At 68.9% G+C, this 22,746-nt stretch carries 15 protein-coding genes and 1 tRNA gene; 13 read left to right on the top strand and 3 right to left on the bottom strand.

Features of this window, described 5'->3' with window-relative positions; all coding sequences use genetic code 11:
* Positions 1-2 precede the first annotated feature (2 nt).
* From pheT to H149_RS0107235, 4 genes are all read left to right on the top strand, one after another.
* Positions 3-2,372 carry a phenylalanine--tRNA ligase subunit beta gene (pheT, locus tag H149_RS0107250; protein WP_020649081.1) on the top strand — a complete coding sequence of 790 codons (2,370 nt, stop codon included), beginning with the start codon at positions 3-5 and terminating at the stop codon, positions 2,370-2,372.
* Between the two features lie 20 nt (positions 2,373-2,392).
* Positions 2,393-2,689, top strand: coding sequence for an integration host factor subunit alpha (locus tag H149_RS0107245; RefSeq protein ID WP_026352958.1), 297 nt, complete (start codon positions 2,393-2,395; stop codon positions 2,687-2,689).
* Positions 2,673-3,095: a MerR family transcriptional regulator gene (locus H149_RS24345; RefSeq protein WP_020649079.1), complete on the top strand. Its 423-nt coding sequence runs from the start codon at positions 2,673-2,675 to the stop codon at positions 3,093-3,095. The genes H149_RS0107245 and H149_RS24345 overlap by 17 nt, the downstream gene beginning before the upstream one ends.
* 78 nt (positions 3,096-3,173) lie before the next feature.
* Positions 3,174-3,250, top strand: a tRNA-Pro gene (locus tag H149_RS0107235).
* Between the two features lie 155 nt (positions 3,251-3,405).
* Here the strand turns inward: H149_RS0107235 and H149_RS0107230 are convergent.
* Positions 3,406-5,049, bottom strand: coding sequence for an isovaleryl-CoA dehydrogenase (locus H149_RS0107230; RefSeq protein ID WP_020649078.1), 1,644 nt, complete (start codon positions 5,047-5,049; stop codon positions 3,406-3,408).
* A 277-nt stretch (positions 5,050-5,326) separates the two neighbouring features.
* Between H149_RS0107230 and H149_RS0107225 the strand changes: the two genes are divergently transcribed.
* Positions 5,327-5,647 carry a hypothetical protein gene (locus H149_RS0107225; RefSeq protein WP_020649077.1) on the top strand — a complete coding sequence of 107 codons (321 nt, stop codon included), beginning with the start codon at positions 5,327-5,329 and terminating at the stop codon, positions 5,645-5,647.
* Between the two features lie 30 nt (positions 5,648-5,677).
* Here the strand turns inward: H149_RS0107225 and H149_RS0107220 are convergent, their stop codons facing one another.
* Positions 5,678-7,789, bottom strand: a complete 2,112-nt coding sequence (locus H149_RS0107220) for a site-specific recombinase (protein WP_154654682.1) — start codon at positions 7,787-7,789, stop codon at positions 5,678-5,680.
* A gap of 81 nt (positions 7,790-7,870) precedes the next feature.
* Between H149_RS0107220 and H149_RS0107215 the strand changes: the two genes are divergently transcribed.
* The 6 genes from H149_RS0107215 (at position 7,871) to H149_RS0107190 (ending at position 19,806) form a co-directional block, all read left to right on the top strand.
* Complete coding sequence (locus tag H149_RS0107215) at positions 7,871-8,551, top strand: response regulator transcription factor (protein ID WP_020649075.1); 681 nt, start codon at positions 7,871-7,873, stop codon at positions 8,549-8,551.
* Positions 8,541-10,040, top strand: a complete 1,500-nt coding sequence (locus tag H149_RS0107210; protein WP_020649074.1) for a sensor histidine kinase — start codon at positions 8,541-8,543, stop codon at positions 10,038-10,040. The genes H149_RS0107215 and H149_RS0107210 overlap by 11 nt, the downstream gene beginning before the upstream one ends.
* Before the next feature lie 155 nt (positions 10,041-10,195).
* Entirely contained in the window at positions 10,196-13,399 is a 3,204-nt protein-coding gene (locus tag H149_RS0107205; protein ID WP_020649073.1) for an efflux RND transporter permease subunit, read from the top strand.
* Complete coding sequence (locus H149_RS0107200; RefSeq protein ID WP_020649072.1) at positions 13,386-14,573, top strand: efflux RND transporter periplasmic adaptor subunit; 1,188 nt, start codon at positions 13,386-13,388, stop codon at positions 14,571-14,573. Before H149_RS0107205 ends, H149_RS0107200 begins: the two co-directional genes overlap by 14 nt.
* 5 nt (positions 14,574-14,578) lie before the next feature.
* Positions 14,579-16,063 carry an efflux transporter outer membrane subunit gene (locus H149_RS0107195; protein ID WP_020649071.1) on the top strand — a complete coding sequence of 495 codons (1,485 nt, stop codon included), beginning with the start codon at positions 14,579-14,581 and terminating at the stop codon, positions 16,061-16,063.
* 767 nt (positions 16,064-16,830) lie between these two features.
* Entirely contained in the window at positions 16,831-19,806 is a 2,976-nt protein-coding gene (locus H149_RS0107190) for a ribonucleoside-diphosphate reductase subunit alpha (protein ID WP_020649070.1), read from the top strand.
* A gap of 176 nt (positions 19,807-19,982) precedes the next feature.
* Here H149_RS0107190 and H149_RS0107185 read toward each other — a convergent pair whose 3' ends face one another.
* Positions 19,983-20,555 carry a protein tyrosine phosphatase family protein gene (locus H149_RS0107185; RefSeq protein WP_020649069.1) on the bottom strand — a complete coding sequence of 191 codons (573 nt, stop codon included), beginning with the start codon at positions 20,553-20,555 and terminating at the stop codon, positions 19,983-19,985.
* A gap of 120 nt (positions 20,556-20,675) precedes the next feature.
* Between H149_RS0107185 and H149_RS0107180 the strand changes: the two genes are divergently transcribed.
* Both H149_RS0107180 and H149_RS0107175 read left to right on the top strand, forming a co-directional pair.
* Positions 20,676-21,131 carry a DUF2214 family protein gene (locus H149_RS0107180; protein WP_020649068.1) on the top strand — a complete coding sequence of 152 codons (456 nt, stop codon included), beginning with the start codon at positions 20,676-20,678 and terminating at the stop codon, positions 21,129-21,131.
* 383 nt (positions 21,132-21,514) lie between these two features.
* Positions 21,515-22,669, top strand: coding sequence for a ribonucleotide-diphosphate reductase subunit beta (locus tag H149_RS0107175; protein WP_083930862.1), 1,155 nt, complete (start codon positions 21,515-21,517; stop codon positions 22,667-22,669).
* The last annotated feature ends 77 nt before the right edge of the window (positions 22,670-22,746 follow it).

The following is a 22,746-nucleotide window of genomic DNA, read 5'->3' as shown; positions in this document are numbered from 1 at the left end:
TCATGAAACTGAGCGAAAACTGGCTGCGCGAATGGGTCAACCCGGCAGCCACCATCGAGCAGGTCGCCGAGCGTCTGGTGATGGGCGGCCTCGAACTCGAGATCGAGCCGGCGATGACCGAAACGATCGAGGGCGTCGTCGTCGGCCTCATCGTCAAGGCCGAGCGCCATCCGCAGGCCGACCGCCTGCAGGTCTGCGAGGTCGACGCCGGCGAGGGCCGGCTGCTGCAGATTGTCTGCGGCGCGCCGAACGCGCGCGTCGGCATCAAGGTGCCGTGCGCGCTGGTCGGCGCCGTGCTGCCGGGCGGGCTGGCGATCACCGAGGCCAAGCTGCGCGGGGTCGACAGCTTCGGCATGCTGTGTTCGGCCAAGGAGCTGGCGCTGTCCGACAAGTCCGAGGGCCTGCTCGAGCTCGATGCCGACGCCCGGCCCGGCATGCCGATCACCGAGCACCTGCAGCTCGCCGACAAGATCCTCAATCTGGAAATCACGCCGAACCGCGGCGACTGCCTGTCGGTGCTCGGCCTGGCGCGCGACATTTCGGCGCTGTACGGCGCGCCGGTCAAGCGCCCCAATCTGCCGCAGACCGTGGTCGAAGGCCACCAGCAGCTCAAGGTCGAGCTCGAGAACCTCGACGACTGCCCGGGCTACGCCGGCCGCGTGATCTCGCGCCTGAACACGAAGGCGCGTACCCCGGACTGGATGCGCGAGCGCCTGCGCCGCTCGGGCATCCGCAGCATCCACCCGGTCGTCGACATCACCAACTATGTGATGCTCGAGCTCGGCCAGCCGATGCATGCCTTCGACGCCGACAAGCTGTCGGGCAACATCCGCGTGCGCCGCGCGCAGCGCGGCGAAGAGATCCGCCTGCTCAACGAGCAGCTCGTCGAATGCCGCGACCGCGAACTGCTGATCTGCGACGACTCCGGTCCGATCGCGCTGGCCGGCGTCATGGGCGGGCAGTCGACGTCGGTGCATGGCGGCACGACGCGCATCTTCTTCGAGTCCGCCTGCTTCGCGCCGGCCGCGGTCGCCGGCACCGGCCGTCGCCACAAGCTGTTCTCCGATGCCTCGTTCCGCTACGAGCGCGGCGTCGATCCGGGCCTGCAGCGCCAGGCGCTGGAGCGCGCGACGCAGCTCGTGCTGCAGATCTGCGGCGGCGAGACGCATCCGGTCACGCACGCCGGCCGCAGCCAGCCGGAAACCGTGTCGATCCGCCTGCGCCGCTCGCGCCTCGTGCAGGTGCTCGGCCATGAGGTCGGCGCCAAGGACATCGAGACCCTGCTCGGCCGCCTCAACATCATGCTGCGCGCCGAAGTCGGCGACGCCTGGATCGCGCGCGTGCCGAGTTACCGCTACGACCTGCGTATCGAGGCCGACCTCATCGAGGAAGTCGGTCGCCTGTACGGCTACGACCGCATCCCGGCCAGGCCCTACGCCGCCCAGCTCGCGCCGTCGCGTCCGCCGGAAGCGCAGCGCACGCTGCAGCGCGTCAAGGAGCAGGTCGCCGCCCGCGGCTGGCAGGAAGTCGTGACGCTGGCCTTCGTCGAGCCGTCGCTGCAGCAGGCGCTCAATCCGGACGTCACGGCGATCGCGCTCGACAACCCGATCGCCGACAACCTGTCGGTGATGCGCACGACGCTGTGGGCGGGCCTGATCCCGGCCTGGCTCTACAACCGCGCGCGCCAGCAGGATCGCGTCCGCCTGTTCGAGGCCGGCGTCTGCTTCACGCAGCGCGACGGCGAAATCGTCGAGACTTCGCGCCTGGCCGGCCTTGCCGCCGGACGCGCGCTGCCCGAGCAATGGGCCAGCGCCGCACGCCCGGTCGACTTCTACGACGTGAAGGCCGAGGTGCTCGCCCTGCTCGGCAACGCCTCCGCCGAATACCGCTTCGAGGCCGCGAGCCATCCGGCCCTGCACCCGGGTCGCGCGGCGCGTATCCGCCGCGGCGAGCGGGTCTGCGGCTGGATCGGCGAACTGCATCCACAGCTGGTGCAGAACCTCGATCTGCCGGAAGCGCCGCTCGTCTATGAGCTCGACTGGGAAGCGATCCGCGACGTCGGCGTGCCCAGGGCCGCACCGCTGTCCGAGTTCCCTTCGTCGCGCCGCGACCTCGCGATCGTCGTGCCGGAAGAGGTCGCTGCCGATCGGATTCTTGCCTCTGTCCGTGGCGCCGGCGTCACCTTCCTGACGCAGGCGACAATCTTCGATATTTACCGCGGCAAGGGTCTCGCCGACGGCGACAAAAGTGTTGCGCTGGGCTTGCTTTTCAATGACGCCTCGCGCACCCTAACTTTGCAAGAGATCGATACGGCGAGCGCTACGATCACGCAAGCTTTGGCGCGTGATCTGGGGGCCACGATTCGACAGTAGTGAACAAGGGGAAGAAGTTCGTGGCATTGACGAAAGCCGAACTGGCGGAAGCGCTGTTCGAGGATCTCGGGCTGAACAAGCGCGAGGCAAAGGAATTCGTCGATCTTTTCTTCGAAGAAATCCGTGAGCGCCTCGAAGCCGGCAAGGAGGTCAAACTCTCCGGCTTCGGCAACTTCGAGCTGCGCTCGAAGAACCAGCGCCCGGGCCGCAATCCGAAGACCGGCGAGGAGATTCCGATCTCCGCGCGTCGCGTCGTCACCTTCCGCCCCGGACAGAAGCTGCGCCTGCGAGTGGAAGCCGATGCGACCCGCCGATAAGCCGCTCGCCGCCCTTCCGGAGATCCCGCGCAAGCGCTACTTCGCGATCGGCGAGGTCAGCGAACTGTGCGACGTCAAGCCGCACGTGCTGCGCTACTGGGAGCAGGAATTCCCGCAGCTCAAGCCGGTGAAGCGGCGCGGCAACCGCCGCTACTACCAGCAGGACGACGTGCAGATGGTGCGTCGTATCCGCAGCCTGCTCTACGAACAGGGCTTCACGATCGGCGGCGCGCGCCAGCGCCTCAAGGAAATGCCGCGCAACGGCCATGACGGCGTGCGCACCACGACCACCGTCGTCGCGGTCGGCAAGCCGCGCACGATCGAGGTGGCGATGCCGGCCCGCGTGCAGGAGATCAAGAATCTGCGCGACGAGCTCGAATCGCTGCTGCGGCTGTTCCCGGAATAAGGCGCCCGCTCGCCTTCAAAACCGGAGCGCCCTTCGTTACACTGCGCGCCCCGCTGTTTCCCGTTTCAAGCCTCGCGTCGGGGCGTAGCGCAGCCTGGTAGCGCACTTCCTTGGGGTGGAAGTGGTCGGAGGTTCAAATCCTCTCGCCCCGACCATTAATCCCGCAACGGCGTCCAACGCCGTCCAGATGACCGCGCTCTTGCGCGGTTTTTCTTTGGGCCGCCGCTTTAACAGCCGGCGTCGGCGCTCCGCCGCGCGGACCATCGCGCAGCGCACGAGTGCCGCCGCGCGACAGCAGACGGCGCAACGATCAGCCCGGGAACGCGCGCTCGATCAGCGAGCCGAACGACGCCTGCGCCGGCAGCGTGCCGTAGTTGAGGCCGTGCTCGCCGCCGAGGCGGCTGCTGCACCAGGTCGCCGCCACGTCGGACAGGCCGGCGCGCAGCAGGATCGCCGCCTGCAGCGCCAGCGCGGTGCGCTCGACGACCATGCGCGAGCGCAGCTCCAGCGTCGCGCGATCGTCGAAGGCCTGGCCGAGCCAGTGGATCTCGCGATCGAGATCGGCGTGCTCGCCACGCGCGCTGAGCAGTTCCGCGAACAGCGCTTCGCGCGACTCCGGCTCTTTGGTCAGCGCGCGCAGCACGTCGAGGCACTGGATGTTGCCGCTGCCTTCCCAGATCGAGTTCAGCGGCGCCTGCCGATAGAGCCGCGGCAGGTTGGTTTCCTCGACGTAGCCGGCGCCGCCGAGGCATTCCTGCGCCTCGTTGACCAGCGGCGGGCAACGCTTGCAGACCCAGTACTTGCCGATCGCGGTGGCGATGCGCGCGAAGGCGGCTTCGCCGGCATCGCGCGACGAGGCGTCCACCGCGCGCGCGACACGCATCGTCAGCGCCGTCGCCGCCTCGGTCTCGAGCGCGAGATCGGCGAGCACGTTCTGCATCAGCGGCTGTTCGATCAGGCGCTTGCCGAAGGCCTTGCGATAGCGGGCGTGATGTACCGCCTGCACCAGCGCCTGCCGCATCAGGCTGCTCGAACCGATCATGCAGTCGAGCCGCGTCAGCGAGACCATCTCGAGGATCGTCGCCACGCCGCGGCCTTCCTCGCCGACGCGCTCGGCATAGGCGCCGAGGAATTCCACTTCGCTCGACGCGTTGCTCCAGTCGCCGAGCTTGTCCTTGAGGCGCTGGATGCGGATCGGATTGCGCGAGCCGTCCGGCCGCAGCTTCGGCACCAGAAAGCAGCTCAGCCCCGCCTCCACATAAGCCAGCACCAGCCAGGCGTCGCACATCGGCGCCGAGAAGAACCATTTGTGGCCGACGATCTCGTAGACGCCGCCACCGAGCGGATAGGCCTTCGTGGTATTGGCGCGCACATCCGAGCCGCCCTGCTTCTCGGTCATGCCCATGCCCATCGTGCAGCCCTTCTTCTGGGCCGCCGGCAGCACGCGCCGATCGTATTCGTAGGAATGGATCAGCGGCAGCCAGCGCTGCGCCAGCTGCGGTTCGTGCAGCAGCGCCGGCGCCGCCGCATGCGTCATCGTCAGCGGACAGCTGGTGCCCGACTCGGCCTGGTTGTGCAGATACGAAATCGCCGCGCGCGCGACGTGCGCACCGGCCTTGTCGGCATTGCGCCACGCAAAGGCGTGCACGCCGTACTGCATGCCGAGCTGCATCACGCGGTGATACGACGGATGGAACTCGACTTCGTCGATACGATGGCCGTAGCGGTCGTAAGCCTTGAGCTTGGGCTTGTTCTCGTTGGCGGCGAAGCCGAGGGCGATCAGCTCGCCGCCGGCGACGGCGCCATAGGCCGACAGATGCGCCTCGGCCCAGCCGCCGCCCTCGCGGGCGACCGCCTCGCGCAGCGCCGGGTCGGTCAGATAGGCGTTGTAGTCGACCAGCGGTGGGGCCTGGTTGTCGACGCTGTGCGTCAGAAACTGCGCGGCTAGGCTCATGGCTTCATTCCTCCGTTGTTGACGAGCATAGCCACTGCACCGCGGCCGGGCATTCGCCGTCGGCGCGCCGTCGTGCCGGCACGGCGGTCAGCGCATCGCCCCGCTTGCCTCGCAGATGAAAATCGTTATCATCTTTGCGACCGGGCCTCCTCCCGGCTTTCGCCACCTCGCGGCCGTTGCGCCGCCGGCAGCCTCCTTTTCGGCTGCAGCGCGCGCCGCTGCCTGCGAGGTCCGCCGTGTCGATCCCCCGCTTCCCCGCACCGCCCGCAGCGACGCCATGAGCGCCGTCGATCTGGCCGCGCTCGGCCTCACCGCCGCCGGCGTGTGCCTGCCCGGCGGCGCCGACGCGTCGTCGCGCCTCGAACGCGGCCTCGCCGCGCTGCTGCTGCACGCCGCCGCACTCGTGCTGTGGAACGCCGCGCGCGACCCGGTCACGGCGTTCGGCTACTGGTCGGTGGCCAGCGTGGCGCTGCTGGCGCTGCGCGGGCTCGGGTTCGCTGTGCAGCGGCTGCCGCTGCCGCCGCTGCGCCGCCACGCACCGACCGCGATGGCCACGATCATGCTCGGCCTGCTCTGGCTGCACGCGGCGCCGCACTGAACGGCGCGCGCCCGTCAGGACGCGCGCCGTTCAGTGCGGCGGACGGGCCGCATCGGCGTCCTTCGGCGGCCAGAAGAATTCGCTGGGACGCGCGCGGAAGCGCCGCCACAGCCGGCGCAGCAGTTCGCGGCGATCGTCGAAATGCACGCGCTGCGCGCGCAGTGCGACCCACAGCGCCAGACCGAAGCTGACGGTCAGGTTGATCAGGCCGATGCCCAGCACGCCGACCGCCAGCAGCAGGCCGTACTTCCAGCCGACCGACCAGTCGAGCGCGACCAGCGAATAGCCGACGTACGACGACGAGAAAGTCACGTGGCGGATGTCGAGGGGCAGGCCGAGGATGAAGCCGAGCGTGCCCATCGAACCGAGCATGCAGCCGAAGAAGAAATTGCCGGCCAGCGCGCCGAGATTGTTCTCCAGGTACGCCGCCAGCCGCGCCAGCCGCGCCGCGCCGAGCCAGCGGTGCAGCGCGCGGCTCTGCTGCAGGCGCTGCGGAATGCGGTTGTAGACCGCCTTGTTGTCGAAGTAGCCGGAGATCAGCCCGGCCAGGAACAGGCAGACGCCGGCGATCGCCGCGTGCAGCCAGGCCAGGCTCGCCAGCGGATTCTGGCTATGCAGCAGGTGTCGGGCTTCTTCCGGCGCCAGGAAGTGCTGGCCGGTGTTGAGCTCGATCGCCGTCGCCACCGCGACCGGGATCGCGAACGCGAACAGCACGTTGCCGAAGATCGCGACGAACTGCGTGCGCAGCGTGCGCACGATCTGCTCGACCAGCGGCCCGAAACGGTCGCGGCCCTCGGCACTGGCGATGCTGGCGGCGAGGTACGAGGCCGTCATCGCCGGCTGCTTGGTCGCGATCGTGAAGTGCAGCAGGTAGATCAGCACGAAGCCGAGGCCGTAGTTGAGGCTGTACAGCACGGCCGTCGCCAGCGGCGAGTGCGGTTCGGCGCCCATCGCGATCTTCAGCATCGCCATGAAGGGCACGATGAAGCCGGCCCCGAGCGCGGAACGCAGCATGCCGAAGTATTCGCGGCGCGACGCGGTCACGTAGTGTTCGCCGGTCTTGCTGGCGTTCTCGGTGATGCGCGCGGCGAGCAGCTCGATGATCTGCCGCCAGGTCTGCGCGACGCTGTTGCGCTGATTCTCGGCGCACACCAGGACCTTGAAGAAGCCGACGCGCAGCACGTTGAGATCGTGCGCCTGCTGCGCTTCGAGCAGGCGCAGCAGCAGGCGCAGGCGCTCGAGGTTCTGCGCCAGCCGCACCAGCAGCACCGTCAGGCTGACGCTGGCGCCGCTCTGCGCCGCCTGCTTGCGGACCTTGTCGACGATCTCGCCGCACTGTTCGAGCAGCACCAGCAGGTGGCGGTCGTCGAGCGCCGGCGCGCGCTGCTCGGCGAGCGCCCGCTTGCGCTCCTCCAGGTAGTCGCGCAGTTCGACGTTCTGCATCAGGAACGGCGATTCGTAGCGCTCGATCGCCGGGTGGTTGCGCACCAGCTCGGGCTCGAGGCCGATCGCGGCGATGCGATACGAGACCACCTGCAGCGCCTCGAGGATCGGCATCGCCATCGTCGGCCGCTCGGGACCGGCGGCGGAAAAGTCGAGCGCGTCGAGCAGCGCGACCCAGACGGCATCGTCGACCGCGTCGACCCACAGGTAATCGGTCTCGCGGTCGAACAGGTAATGCAGGCAATCCTTGAGTTCGTTCGGCTGCCATTCCTCCGGCAGCAGGCGGTCGGTCAGGCGCCGCCACAGACCGGCGAACAGACCTTCCTGCGGCAGCACGCCGGATTCGGTGAACAGGCGCAGTGGCTGGCGCGTTCCGAGCAGCCACAGCAGCGCGTCGCGCACCGCGGCGCGCGCCGGCGGCGCCTCGCGCACGCGCTGCGTCAGGTTCAGCAGCTGCGCGCGCGCGACGTTGCCCTGCTGCGGACGCGCCGGACGCACGGCGGCGACCAGCCCGCGCAGCGCGTCCAGCCGCTCGGCTTCGCCGGCGGCGCGCAGGCGCTCGATCGCCGCATCGAGCGCGGCGCTGCGCTGCGCGGCGTCCGGCAGCCCGGTCCACCAGCGCCGCACCGCCACGCGCTTGCGTGACGGCCGCGTGGCTCCGCTCGAATCGGCGGTCGGGTCGGCTGCGGGCTGGGTCATGCGCGGCGGGAGAGATGCGGATCGTGTTTGGGAATCGGCGCGGCTTCGGGTAAGGTCTCGGCCGGCAACGCAGTTTCTACCATGTCCAGGGTTCTGACGATCGAAGACGACGAGGTCACGGCGCGCGAGATCATCGCCGAACTCGGCGCGCATGGCATCCAGGTCGACTGGGTCGACAACGGTCGCGACGGCCTCGTCAAGGCGGTCGGTGCGCACTACGACGCCGTCACCCTCGACCGCATGCTGCCGGGCCTCGACGGCCTGGCGATCGTCACCACCATGCGCCAGGTCGGCATCGAGACGCCGGTGCTGATGATCAGCGCGCTGTCCGATGTCGACGAACGCGTGCGCGGCCTGCGCGCCGGCGGCGATGACTACATGACCAAGCCGTTCGCGCCGGACGAGATGGCGGCCCGGGTCGAGGTGCTCATGCGCCGCCGGCGCAGCGCCGCACCGGCCACCGAGCTGCGCGTCGCCGACCTCGAACTGAACCTGATGACGCGCACCGCCCGGCGCGCCGGCCACGAGCTGGAGCTGCTGCCGACCGAGTTCCGCCTGCTGGAATTCATGATGCGCAACTCCGGCCAGGTGCTGACGCGGATGATGATCTTCGAGACGGTGTGGGGCTTCCATTTCGATCCGGGCACCAACCTGATCGACGTGCACATCGGCCGCCTGCGCAAGAAGGTCGACCACCCCGGCTTGCCGCCGCTGATCCGCACCGTGCGCGGCTCCGGCTACATGATCGCCGATGCCGGCTGAACCGGCCGCGAGCGTCGCGTCGCAGACCGGCGCCGCCACGGCCGCGGCGGCGCGCGCACCGACCGCGGCCACGCCGGCGGCACAATCCGGCAGCGATGCGCCGATCGAGCTGAGCCTGTCGTGGCGCTCGTCGACGACGCGGCTGATCGTCATCTACGGCGCGCTGTTCGTGGTCTGGAGCGCGGTGCTGATCGGCGTCGTGCACTGGGAGACGCGCAGCTATCTGTCGACGGTCGTCGACCAGATCCTCGAACAGCGCGCCCACTACTTCGCGACCCTCGAACGCGAGCGCCTGCCGGAGGCGATGAAGGCCGCCAGCGCCATCGATCTGCAGGGCGTCATGGCCTACGGGCTGTTCATGCCCGACGGCCGCTATCTGAGCGGCAACCTGCGACGACCGCCGCAGGGCCTGCCGTCCGACGGCCGCGTCCGTCTGCTGGCGCACGGCATCGAGCGGCGCGATCGCGACGGCGAGTTTCCGGCCCGCGCGCTCGCGCTGTACCTGCCGAGCGGCGAACTGATGGTGCTGGCGCGCGGCACCAACGTCATCGAGCAGGTCGGACTGATCCTGCGCCAGAGTCTGCTGTGGGCGCTGTCGCTGACGCTGATTCCCGGCCTGATCGGCGGCTACCTGCTGAGCCGCGGCCCGCTGCGCCGGGTGCGCGCGATCGAGGCCGCCGTGCAGCCGATCATGCAGGGACAACTCGACGCGCGCCTGCCGGTCAGCCGCCGCCGCGACGAGCTCGATCTGCTGGCGACGATCGTCAACACCATGCTCGCCGAGCTCGAACACCTGATGGGCGAGGTCAAGGGCGTCTGCGACAACATCGCCCACGACCTGCGCACGCCGCTGACGCGCCTGCGTGCGCAGCTGCACCGGCTGCGCACGCAGACCGCGCCGGCCGATGCGCGCGCCGCGACCATCGAGCGCTGCATCGACGACGTCGACGCGCTGCTGGCCCGCTTCGCCGCGCTGCTGCGCATCTCGGAGATGGAAGACCTGCGCCGCCGCGCCGGCTTCGGCCACGTCGATCTCGCCGCGACGGTGCGCGAGCTGCAGGAGCTCTACGCGCCGCTGGCCGAGGACAAGGACGTGCAGCTGCAGATCGAGATCGAGGAGGCCCTGCCGGCGATCCCCGCCGACCGCGAGCTGCTGTTCGAGGCGATCAGCAATCTGCTCAGCAACGCCGTCAAGTTCACCCCGCCCGGCGGCGCGATCCGCATGCGCCTGCGCCCCTACGACGGCGGCGCCAAACTCTGCGTGGTCGACAGCGGCCCCGGCATTCCGCCCGGCGAACGCGAAGCGGTCCTGCAGCGCTTCTATCGCAGCGACTGCATGCGCCACCTGCCCGGCTCCGGCCTCGGCCTCAGCATCGTCTCGGCGATCATGCGCCTGCACGGCTTCCGCCTCGAAATCGGCGAAAGCGAGCACGGCGGTGCCCGCGTGTCGCTGTACTGCGTGCCGCGCGACCTCTCCGGCGCCGCCTGACGCGCGGTGCAGCGCCGGCAACGGCGCCGGCGCCGGTCTGGCGTCACCCGCGCGAGCCGTCGCACAGATGACTTTTTCTTCATGAACGGGACAGGACTGCGCTAAGGCCCCGCGCCCATACTGCCGGGCCCGCCCGCCTCTACACGGATCACCTCATGCAGGGTCTGGTCAGAATCGCACTGTCGCGCCCGTATACGTTCGTCGTGCTGGCGCTGCTGATCCTGATCGTCGGGCCGCTGTCCTACCTGCGCACGCCGACCGACATCTTCCCGGAAATCCGCATTCCGGTGATCGCCGTCGTCTGGCAGTACTCCGGCCTGCCGCCGGACCAGATGGCGGGCCGCATGACGACGCAGTTCGAGCGTGCGCTGACGACCACCGTCAACGACATCGAGCACATCGAATCGAACTCGATGGTCGGCTTCGGCATCGTCAAGATCTTCTTCCAGCCGACGGTCAACATCCAGACCGCCAACGCCCAGGTCACGGCGATCGCGCAGACGCTGCTCAAGCAGATGCCGGCCGGCGTCACGCCGCCGCTGATCCTCAACTACAACGCCTCGACGGTGCCGATCATCCAGCTCGCGCTGTCCGGCGCCGGCTTCTCCGAGCAGAACCTCGGCGACCTGGCGATGAACACGATCCGCACGCAGCTGGTCACCGTGCCAGGCGCGGCAGTGCCGTTCCCGTTCGGCGGCAAGACGCGCCAGATCATGATCGACATCGACAACGCCAAGTTGCAGGCGCGCGGCCTGTCGCCGCAGGACGTGTCGAACGCACTCGCCGCGCAGAACCTGATCCTGCCGGTCGGCACGCAGAAGATCGGCGTCTTCGACTACACGGTGAAGCTCAACAACGCGCCGCTCGGCTTCGACGAGCTGAACGACCTGCCGATCAAGGCGGTCGGCGGCACCAACGTCTACATGCGCGATGTTGCCCTGGTGCACGACGGCAACGCCGTGCAGACCAATATCGTGCACGTCAACGGCGGCCGCTCGGTGCTGCTGACCGTGTTCAAGAACGGCGCGATCTCGACGCTCGACATCGTCGACGGCATTCGCGCCCGCGTCGGCTCGCTGGCATCGCTGGTGCCGGACGGGCTGAAGATGGACCTGATCGGCGACCAGTCGCTGTTCGTGCGCGGAGCCGTCAACGGCGTGCTGCACGAGGGCGCGCTGGCGGCGGCGCTGACCAGCCTGATGATCCTGCTGTTCCTCGGCTCGTGGCGCTCGACCGCCATCATCGCCGTGTCGATCCCGCTGTCGGTGCTCGGCGCGATCTCGCTGCTGTCGCTGGCCGGCGAGACGCTGAACATCATGACGCTCGGCGGCCTGGCGCTGGCGGTCGGCATCCTCGTCGACGATGCCACGGTGACGATCGAGAACATCAACTGGCATCTCGAACAGGGCAAGGACGTCGAAACCGCGATCCTCGACGGCGCGCAGCAGATCGTCACGCCGGCGTTCGTGTCGCTGCTGTGCATCTGCATCGTGTTCGTGCCGATGTTCTTCCTCGAAGGCGTCGCCCGCTTCCTGTTCGTGCCGATGGCGATGGCGGTGATGTTCGCGATGGTCTGCTCGTTCCTGCTGTCGCGCACGCTGGTGCCGACGATGGCCAAGTACCTGCTCAAGCCGCACGCGCCGCACACCGACCTGCACGGCAACGACGCCGCGCTGCCGCCGTCGCGCAATCCGCTGGTGCGCTTCCAGCGCGGCTTCGAGGCGCGCTTCGAGCGCTTCCGCGACGGCTACCACGGTCTGCTGGCGCTGGCGCTGCGGCAGCGCCGCGTGTTCGTGCCGGGCTTCCTCGCCTTCATCGCGCTGTCGTTCCTGCTGGTACCGCTGCTCGGCCGCAACTTCTTTCCGTCAGTCGATTCCGGCGCGATCCTGATCCACGCCCGCGCGCCGATCGGCACGCGCCTGGAAGAGACATCGCAGACCTTCGCGCACATCGCCGAGGCCATCAAGAAGATCATCCCGCCCGACGAACTGGCGGCGATCGCCGACAACGTCGGCCTGCCGATCTCGGGCATCAACGTGACCTACAACAACACCGGCACGATCGGCCCGCAGGACGGCGACATCCAGGTCGCGCTGAAGGCCGGACACCGCCCGACCGCCGAATACGTGCAGCAGCTGCGCGAGACGCTGCCGCGGCAGTTCCCGGGCGTGACCTTCTCGTTCCTGCCGGCCGACATCGTCAGCCAGATCCTCAACTTCGGCGCGCCAGCGCCGATCGACCTGCAGATCCGCGGCCCCAACAGCGACGCCAACTACGCCTACGCGCGCACGCTGCTGCGCCAGCTGCGTGCGGTGCCGGGCGTCGCCGACGCGCGCATCCAGCAGTCGCAGCGCTACCCGACGCTGGAACTCGCGATGGATCGCTCGCGCGCGCAGCAGCTCGGCGCGACCGCCCGCGACGTCACCAACAGCATGGTGATCTCGCTGGTCGGCACCAATCAGGTCTCGCCGACCTTCTGGCTGAATCCGCAGAACGGCGTGTCCTATCCGATCGTCGCGCAGGTGCCGCAGTACCGGCTCGACTCGCTGTCCGACCTGCAGTCGCTGCCGATCGCGACCGGCAGCGGCACGCAGATCCTCGGCAGCCTGGCGACGATCCGGCGCGGCGCCACCGACGCCGTGGTCTCGCACCGCGACATCATGTCGGTCGTCGACCTCTACGCGACGCCGCAGGGCCGCGACCTCGGCGCCGTGGCCGCCGACATCCAGAAGCTCGTCGACGCCGCGGCCGGCGATGCGCCGCGCGCCACGACCGTGACGCTGCGCGGCCAGGTGCAGACGATGAACCAGGCTTTCTCCGGCCTGCTGTTCGGCCTGCTCGGCGCCGTGGTGCTGATCTACTTCCTGATCGTCGTCAACTTCCAGTCCTGGTCCGATCCCTTCGTCATCGTCACGGCGCTGCCGGCCGCGCTCGCCGGCATCGTCTGGATGCTGTTCACGACCCACACCACGCTGTCGGTGCCGGCACTGACCGGCGCGATCATGTGCATGGGAGTGTCGACCGCCAACTCGATCCTCGTCATCAGCTTCGCGCGCGAGCGCCTGGCCCACAGCGGCGACGCCGTGCAGGCGGCGCTGGAAGCCGGCTTCGTGCGCTTCCGCCCGGTGCTGATGACGGCGCTGGCGATGATCATCGGCATGACGCCGATGGCGCTCGGCCTCGGCGAGGGCGGCGAGCAGAACGCGCCGCTAGGCCGCGCCGTGATCGGCGGCCTGATGTTCGCCACCGCCGCCACGCTGATCTTCGTGCCGGTCGTCTTCAGCATCGTCCACGCGCGCCACGGCCGCGCCACGCCCTCACCGTCCGCACCTGCGGGAGTAGCCCATGTCGCCCCTTAACACCGCCCCCGCCGCGCCGCGCGGCCTGCGCACCGCGGCGATCGTCGCGGCCATCGTGCTGCTGGCGATCGTCGCGATCGGCCTGACGACGCGCGCGCGCAGCGCCAGCGAGCTGCGCGCCTGGACCGCCGAGAACGCCATTCCGACGGTCGCCGTCGTGCAGCCGCAGCCGCTCGGCGCCGCCGCCGCGCTGCAGCTGCCGGGCCGCCTCGAGGCTTACGCGCAGGCGCCGCTGTACGCGCGCGCCAGCGGCTACCTGAAGCGCTGGACCGTCGACATCGGCGCGCCGGTGAAGGCCGGCCAGGTGCTCGCCGAAATCGAGACGCCGGAACTCGACCAGCAGCTCGCGCAGGCGCGCGCCGATCTCGCCAAGGCCGAGGCCGACGCCGAGCTGGCGCGCAGCACCGCCAAGCGCTGGCAGTCGATGCTCGGCACCGACGCGGTATCGAAGCAGGAAGTCGACGAAAAGACCGGCGACGCTGCGGTCAAGGACGCGGCCGCCCAATCGGCGCGCGCCAATCTCGAGCGCCTGGTCGCCACGCAAGGCTTCAAGCGCGTGGTCGCGCCGTTCGACGGCGTCGTCACCGCGCGCAACACCGACGTCGGCGCGCTGATCACGGCCGGCGGCGGCAGCCCGCTGTTCATCGTCGCCGACACGCAGCGCCTGCGCCTGTACGCGCAGGTGCCGCAGGTCTACGTGCCGTCGATCCAGATCGGCCAGGCCGCGACGCTGAGCGTGCCGGAACAGCCCGGCCGCCACTTCGACGCCCGCATCGAGAGCATGGCGCGCGCGGTCAGCGCCACGTCCGGCGGCGCGCTGGTGCAGATGGTGGTCGACAACGCCGACGGCGCGCTGCTGCCGGGCGGCTACGCCGACGTCAGCCTCGAACTGCCGGGCCGCGCGGTCGGCGCGACGATTCCGGCGAGCACCCTGATCTTCAACGCCGACGGCATGCAGGTCGCGACGCTCGGCGCCGACGGCAAGGTGGCGATGAAGCCGGTGACGATCACCCGCGACCTCGGCAAGGTCGTCGAGGTATCCGGTCTCGACGACGGCGCCCGCATCATCGACAGCCCGCCCGACTCGCTGCTCGAAGGCGACCCCGTGCGCGTCGCCGAGAAGCCGGCGGACGACAAGGCCGCGGCGCCGGCCGGCACCGCGAAGAAGGGTTGAGCGCGATGCGCCGCCCGCCCGCCGCCGCGCGCCCGGCCGTCGTCACGCTGGGCCTGGCGGCGCTCGCCGCCTGTTCGTTCGCGCCGAAGTACGAAGTGCCGGCCGTGCCGCTCGCCGAGCATTACAAGGAAGTCGCCGCCGACGGCTGGACGCCGGCCGCGCCGGCCGATCACCTGCCGCGCGGCGCCTGGTGGACGCGCTACGGCGACGCCGAGCTGAACGCGCTGGCCGAACGCCTCGCCCTGAACAGCCCGGACCTCGCCGCGGCGCTGGCGCGCTACGAGCAGGCCAGCGCCTATCGCGACCAGTCGCGTGCCGCGCTGTTCCCGAGCTTCTCGCTCGGCGGCAAAGTCGAACGCGACCGCAGTTCGGACCTGCAACCGCCGACCGGCGCGCTGCCCGACTACTACGGCAACAACACGCTCGGTCTGTCGGCCAGCTACGAGCTCGATCTCTGGGGCCGTGTGCGCAATACCGTGAAGGCCGGCGACGCCAGCCTCGCCGCGGCCGCCGCGGATCTGGAATCGGCGCGCCTGTCGCTGCAGGCGGAGCTGGCCGACAGCTACATCCAGCTGCGCGGCCTCGACATCGAGCAGCAGCTGCTGCAGGACACCGTCGTCGCCTACGAAAAGGCGCTGGCGCTGACGCAGTCACGGCAGGCCGCCGGCGCCGCGTCGGGCCTCGACGTCGCCCGCGCCCGCACCCAGCTGCAGACCGCAAGGGCGCAGATTTCGACCACGGCAGCACGCCGTGCCGTGCTCGAACACGCCATCGCCGTGCTGGTCGGCGCCTCGCCGTCGAGCTTCGCGATCGCGCCGCGCACCGCGCACCTGAGCCTGCCGGACGTGCCGGCCGACGTGCCGGCGACGCTGCTGCAGCGCCGCCCGGACATCGCCGCCGCCGAACGCCGCACCGCGCAGGCCAATGCCGGCGTCGGCATCGCCCGCGCCGCCTGGTTCCCGACGCTGAGCCTCGGCGGCACGATCGGTTACGCCAGCTATGAGCGCACCGACTGGTTCAAGGCCTCCAATCTGTTCTGGTCGGCCGGGCCGAATCTGGCGCTGACGCTGTTCAACGGCGGCCTGCGCGAGGCGCAGGTGCGTCAGGCGCGCGCCGCGCTCGACGAAGCCGGCGCCCGCTACCGCGCCACTGCGCTCGCCGCGTTCGCGCAGGTCGAGGACAACCTCGCGCTGCTGTCGCGCTACCGCACCGCCGCCGAGGACGAGGCGCAGGCCGTCGCCGCGGCGCAGCAGTCGGTCGACTATGCGATGACGCGCTACCGCGAAGGCGCCGCCAGCTATCTGGAAGTGACCAGTGCGCAGACCGCGGCCCTGTCGACGCAGCGCGACAGCGTCGGGCTCGAAACCAGCCGCCTGCGCGCCAGCGTCGCGCTGATCCGCGCGCTCGGCGGCGGCTGGTCGAGCGCCGGCGGCGACGCGCCGGCCAGCACTGTGGTCAGCCAGGCCGTCGTCAGCCAGGCCGCGCCCTGAGCCGGCGAACAGCGCCGTAGCCCGCCAGGAGCGCCGGCCGCCGGGGCGTTCTCCCCCCGGCGCGACCGCCGGACCGCCTCCACCGCCCGACGTTTGGACCGTGCGGCCGCGCACCGTGCCGGCATGCGACACCGCCGGCACGCCAGTTCCGCGGGAACCCGTCGTCGCGTGCAGTGGCGGCAGGCCGCGACCCTGACCGCCACGCGCCTGGCCGCCGGCGCCATCTGCGCGACAGGCGCCTCGTGATCTTTCTCCGCGCGATCTGCGTCACGAAAGGAACGACCGGCCGTTACGCCGTATCGGGGCGAAGCCTGTGACCGAGAACGCGAGTTTCGCCGCCCAAGACCGCCGGCGTCGGAGATTTACTGACATTCAATGCAACGATGATCGATCTATTGTCACATCACTGCAGCCAGTGGAACGCGCATGGAACCGGGCTTTTGCCGGCCGATTCCGCATCGACGCTGGCCCGGCGCCCGGCGTGCGCCGCTAAGTATCTGTTTGCGGTCGGCAAAGCCGGATTGTCCCGAGCTTATGCACAAGTTTTGAACCTGTATTGCACCGCGATGACACAAGCCATTGGGGTTCATGACTCGGCCAGACACAACATGTTGAAAAATCGGTTGACGCTCGTAGGCGCGCAGCCTAGTCTTGCGACACTGCCACGCGTCACCCTGCTCCCACGGAAATAAGCGAGGAACGCGCGCACCTGGCACCCGCTCTGGAACCCAGGCCGGGACCGATTCATTTCGAAGGGGACACAAAAAATGCTGACACAAACCACCGCCTCGCCCGTCGAAAGCCACCGCACCCCGCCGGACACGCTGGTCAGCACCGCGGAAGTCGCGGCGACCGCGCCGGGCGGTATCAAGGTGATCCGCCGCAACGGCAAGCTCACCAGCTTCGACGCCAAGAAGATTTCCGTCGCCATCACCAAGGCCTTCCTCGCCGTCGAAGGCGGCGCCGCCGCGGCTTCGGCCGCCGTGCGCGAGAAGGTCGAGCAGATCACGCAGTCGGTGCAGGCCGCGCTGACGCGCAACATGGCCGGCGGCGGCACGCTGCATATCGAGGACATCCAGGATCACGTCGAACTGGCGCTGATGCGCGCCGGCGAGCACAAGATCGCGCGCGCCTACGTGCTGTACCGCGAGGAACAGACCCGCAAGCGCGCCGCCGAAGCCGCCAAGGCCGCGCCGGCCGACGCCGCCAAGCCGGCGATCAGCGTCAAGCGCGACGACGGCAGCGTCGTGGCGCTCGACGAGGCCCGCATGCACCGCCTCGTCAGCGAGGCCTGCGCCGGCTTCGCCAACGTCAACGCCGAGGAGATCGTCGTCGCCGCGCTGCGCGACCTCTACGACGGCATTCCGGAAGCCGAGCTGAGCCAGGCGCTGACGCTCGCCGCCCGCGCGCGCATCGAGAAGGAGCCGAACTACACCTACGTCTCCTCGCGCCTGCTGCTCGACGCCATGCGCCACGAGGCGCTGAAGTTCCTCGGCATGCCGGAGACGCGGCCGACCTTCGAGGAAATGAAGGCGATCTACCCGGACTACTTCCGCGCCTACATCCACAAGGCCGTCGAGCTCGAACTGCTCGACCCCAAGCTCGCGCTCTACGACCTCGACGCGCTCGGCAAGGCGCTGCTCGCCGACCGCGACGGCAAGTTCGACTATCTCGGCCTGCAGACGCTGTACGACCGCTACTTCATCCACAGCAACAAGACGCGCTTCGAGCTGCCGCAGGCGTTCTTCATGCGCGTGGCGATGGGCCTGGCCATCAACGAGATCGACCGCGAAGCGCGCGCGATCGAGTTCTACACGCTGCTGTCGAGCTTCGACTTCATGTCGAGCACGCCGACGCTGTTCAACTCCGGCACGCTGCGTCCGCAGCTGTCGAGCTGCTACCTGACGCAGGTGCCGGACGACCTGCACGGCATCTTCGGCGCGATCCACGACAACGCGATGCTGTCCAAGTTTGCCGGCGGCCTCGGCAACGACTGGACGCCGGTGCGCGGCATGGGCGGCTGGATCAAGGGCACCAACGGCAAGAGCAACGGCGTGGTGCCGTTCCTCAAGGTCGCCAACGACACCTGCGTCGCCGTCAACCAGGGCGGCAAGCGCAAGGGCGCGCTGTGCGCGTATCTGGAAACCTGGCACCGCGACATCGAGGAATTCCTCGAACTGCGCAAGAACACCGGCGATGACCGCCGCCGCACGCACGACATGAACACGGCCAACTGGGTGCCGGACCTGTTCATGAAGCGGGTGATGGAAGAAGGCCCGTGGACGCTGTTCTCGCCCGAAGAGACGCCGGACCTGCACGATCTGATCGGCGAGGCCTTCGAGAGGAAGTACACGGAGTACGAGCGCCTCGCCGACGAGGGCCGCATCAAGAACTTCAAGCGCATCCCCGCCCTCAACCTGTGGCGCAAGATGCTGTCGATGCTGTTCGAAACCGGCCATCCGTGGATCACGTTCAAGGACCCGTGCAACCTGCGCTCGCCGCAGCAGCACGTCGGCGTCGTGCACTCGTCGAACCTGTGCACCGAGATCACGCTGAACACCAAGGCCGGCCAGGAGATCGCGGTCTGCAACCTCGGCTCCGTCAACCTGCCGTCGCACATCGGCGCTGACGGCACGCTCGACCTCGTCAAGCTGGAGAAGACCGTGCGCACCGCGATGCGCATGCTCGACAACGTCATCGATTACAACTACTACTCGGTGGCCACGGCGCGTAACTCCAACCTGCGCCACCGTCCGGTCGGCCTCGGCGTGATGGGCTTCAACGACGCGCTCTACAAGCTGCGCCTGCCGTACGAGTCGGAAGCGGCGATCCAGTTCGCCGACGAGTCGATGGAAGCGATCAGCTACTACGCGATCAAGTCCTCGGCCGACCTCGCCATCGAGCGCGGTGCGTACTCGAGCTTCAAGGGCTCGCTGTGGGATCAGGGCATCCTGCCGATCGATTCGATCCGGATCCTCGCCAAGGCGCGCGGCGAGCAGTACCTGCAGCAGGACACCCGCGAGTCCGGCCGTTTCGACTGGAACGCGCTGCGCGGGCAGATCCGCGCCACCGGCATCCGCAACAGCAACACGATGGCGATCGCGCCGACCGCGACCATCGCCAACATCACCGGCGTGTCGCAGTCGATCGAGCCGACGTATCAGAACCTCTACGTCAAGTCGAACCTCTCGGGCGAGTTCACGGTCGTCAACGAATACCTCGTCAACGACCTCAAGAAGCTCGGCCTGTGGGACGAGGTCATGGCGCACGACCTCAAGTACTTCGACGGCTCGGTGCAGAAGATCGACCGCATCCCGCAGGAGCTGAAGGAGATCTACAAGTGCGCGTTCGAGGTCGACGCCAAGCGCCTCGTCGATGCCGGCAGCCGCCGCCAGAAGTGGATCGACCAGGCGCAGTCGCTGAACCTGTACATGGCGCAGCCCTCGGGCAAGAAGCTGGACGAGCTCTACAAGCACGCCTGGCTGTCCGGCCTGAAGACCACGTACTACCTGCGCACGCTGGGCGCCACGCACGCCGAGAAGACGACGATCCAGGACAACCGCCTGAACGCCGTCGGCAAGGCCGGCGCCGGCGGCGGCATCGCCGCCAAGCCGTCCGCCCCGGCCGCGCCGAAGCCGGTCGTGGCCGATGCCGAGCCGATCGTGCTGCCGACACTCGAAGCCGGCACCGGCAGCGCCAAGGTCTGCTCGATCCTCGATCCGGACTGCGAGGCCTGCCAGTAAGCGCGTTGTCGAAGCGCCTGCTGCAAACGAAAAGGCCGCCCTTCGGGGCGGCCTTTTTCATGGCCGATCGCGGCGCCAGCGTTACCGCGCTGCGGCGTCCCTCGCCCGGGCCTGCGCGAAAGCGCAACGCTGAAACAACCGGCGAAGCGACGAACGCGCCGACTCGGCGCAAGTGTTCAGGGCGCGGTCTGGATGCCGCGCGCGAGCAGTTGCGCAACGACGGGTTCCAGCGACGCCAGACCATGCGCACGGCCGATCGCCAGCGCATCGCTCACCGGGCGCCCCTGCAGCCAGGCGGCGCGCAACCCCATCAACGCCCCGACCCGGTTGCCGCTCGCGCAGTGCAACAGCGTCGGCGTGTCCGGGGCTTCCGCCAGCAGCGCATCGAGCGCGCGGACGTTGACGAGCGAGAGATCGTCGGCGCCGGCGATCGGCAGGCTGCGGTAGACGAGGCCCAGCCGTTGCGCGGCCCCGGCCTCGTCGAAATCCGGCGTCTCGCCGGCCGGCCGCAGATTGATGACGCGGCGGATGCCCGAGGCCGGCAGCTGCTCGAACTGCGCCGGGGCCGGCTGGCCGGAAATCCACAGCCGCGGCGCCGGCTGTTGCAGCTTCGGCAGCGCCGGCATCGACACGCCTTGCGCCGCCGTCACTGGCGCGACCGACACGGTCGCGTCGGCCGCATGCGCGCCGCCGGCGACCAGCGCGGCACCCAGCGTCCAGCACCACGCCGACTTCCGCAGATTCTTCACGTACCATCTCCATAACGGCCGCAGCGGCCCGTACCGCATTGTGCCAGCGCCTTCCGGCCCCGCGCTTCCGCGCCGCCATAAGGCCTTCCAGACTCGACGAGCCACCAACCGGAGCCTTTCATGGCCAGCACCGTCGCCCTGCCGTGGCTGCACTACCTCGCCGTCTGGATGATGACCGGCGCCGCCGTCACCGAGTTGTATCTGCTGAAGATCGGCGGCACGCCGGACGCCGTGCGCCTGCTGCCGCGCGTCGACCGCCTGTACGGCATCATGGCCGCGCTCGTCTTCATCACCGGGCTGGCGCGCGTCTGGCACGGCGCCAAGGGCGCCGACTACTACTGGCACAACGGCCTGTTCCACGGCATGGTCGGCCTGTTCGTGCTTGCCGCCCTGCTCTCGTTGCTGCCGACCGTGCGCTTCATCCGCTGGCGGCGCGCGCTGGAAGCCAGTGGCGCTCTGCCCGCCGAGACCGAGCTGCGCTCGACGCGCGTGCTGGTGCATGTGCAGCTCACGGCGATCGCCGTCATCACGCTGCTGATCGTGCTCGTCGCCCGCGGCTACGGCGGCCCGGCCTGAGCCCGGGGGCGGCCGATCCGCCCGCGCCCGCCCCGTCTTGCAGCCTGCCCTTCCGCCGGCGCCCCATTCTGGCGCCTGAGGACAAAGCTGTGCACAAGTTGGGGGCAAGGCCGGGAAAACTTGTGACCAATCACAATATGTAGAAGCCGAAGTGGGGTCGAGCCACAACCCGTAGTATTTTTTGCTTGACTCGCCCGGGACCGCGGAGCACTCTTAGCTGCCGCCACACCCGCGCGAAGCTGGCCTTCGCCCTGCGGTGTCCGGCCGGGGAAAAGCCGGCAAATGCCGGCATTCAGGGCCTAACAAGCCGCAGGCGCAGCCAAAGCGCCACGAACAAACAACCGGACCACCGGGCAACGCTGCCCGGCACATGGAGAGAAGAAATGCTGACCTGGGACGATACCCCCGCCACGAACACCCCCGCTGCCCCGGCCGCCAAGATGCCGGTGCCGCCGATGACGCATGCCGCACATTCCGCGGCGGCCGGCGCGACCGGCCTCGAAGACGTGCAGATGGGCGCCAGCCGCATCCGCGTTGACGACAAGAAGATCATCAACTGCCACGCCGACCTCAACCAGCTGGTGCCGTTCAAGTACAAGTGGGCCTGGGAGAAGTACCTCGACGCCTGCAACAACCACTGGATGCCGCAGGAAATCAACATGTCCGCGGACATTGCCATGTGGCAGGACCCGCAGGGCCTGACCGAGGACGAGCGCACCATCATCAAGCGCTCGCTCGGCTTCTTCAGCACCGCCGACTCGCTGGTCGCCAACAACCTCGTGCTGGCGGTCTACCGCCTGATCACCAATCCGGAATGCCGCCAGTACATCCTGCGCCAGGCCTTCGAAGAAGCGATCCACACGCACGCCTACCAGTACTGCATCGAATCGCTGGGCCTGGACGAAGCGGAAGTGTTCAACATGTACCGCGAGATCCCGAGCATCCACGACAAGGCCGCCTGGGCCCTGCCGTACACGCAGTCGCTCGGCGACCCGGCGTTCCAGACCGGCACCCCGGAAGCCGACCAGCGCCTGCTGCGCGACATGATCGCCTTCTACGTCGTCTTCGAAGGCATCTTCTTCTACGTCGGCTTCGTGCAGCTGCTCAGCTTCGGCCGCCGCAACAAGATGGTCGGCGTCTCCGAGCAGATCCAGTACATCATGCGTGACGAAGCGATGCACATGAACTTCGGCATCGACGTGATCAACCAGATCAAGATCGAAAACCCGCACCTGTGGACGACGGCCTTCCAGGAAGAAGCGCTGAAGATGATCCGGGAAGCGACCGACCTCGAAATCCGCTACGCGCACGACACCATGCCGCGCGGCGTGCTCGGCCTGAACGCCAGCATGTTCAACGAGTACATGAAGTTCATCGCCAACCGCCGCTGCGCCCAGATCGGCCTCAAGCCCCTCTACCCCGGCGCCGAAAATCCGTTCCCGTGGATGAGCGAAGTGCTCGACCTCAAGAAGGAAAAGAACTTCTTCGAAACGCGCGTGACGGAGTATCAGACGGGTGGGGCTTTAAGCTGGGATTAAGTCCGGCGCGGAGCTAATTCAGCCGCCAAACATACGGTAAATTCACTCTCCATAGTGGGCTGTGCTCGCACAGCTCA

It is taken from the genome of Solimonas variicoloris DSM 15731, from assembly GCF_000382285.1.
Classification (GTDB): domain Bacteria; phylum Pseudomonadota; class Gammaproteobacteria; order Nevskiales; family Nevskiaceae; genus Solimonas; species Solimonas variicoloris.
This window is presented reverse-complemented; position numbering and strand designations above follow the sequence as displayed.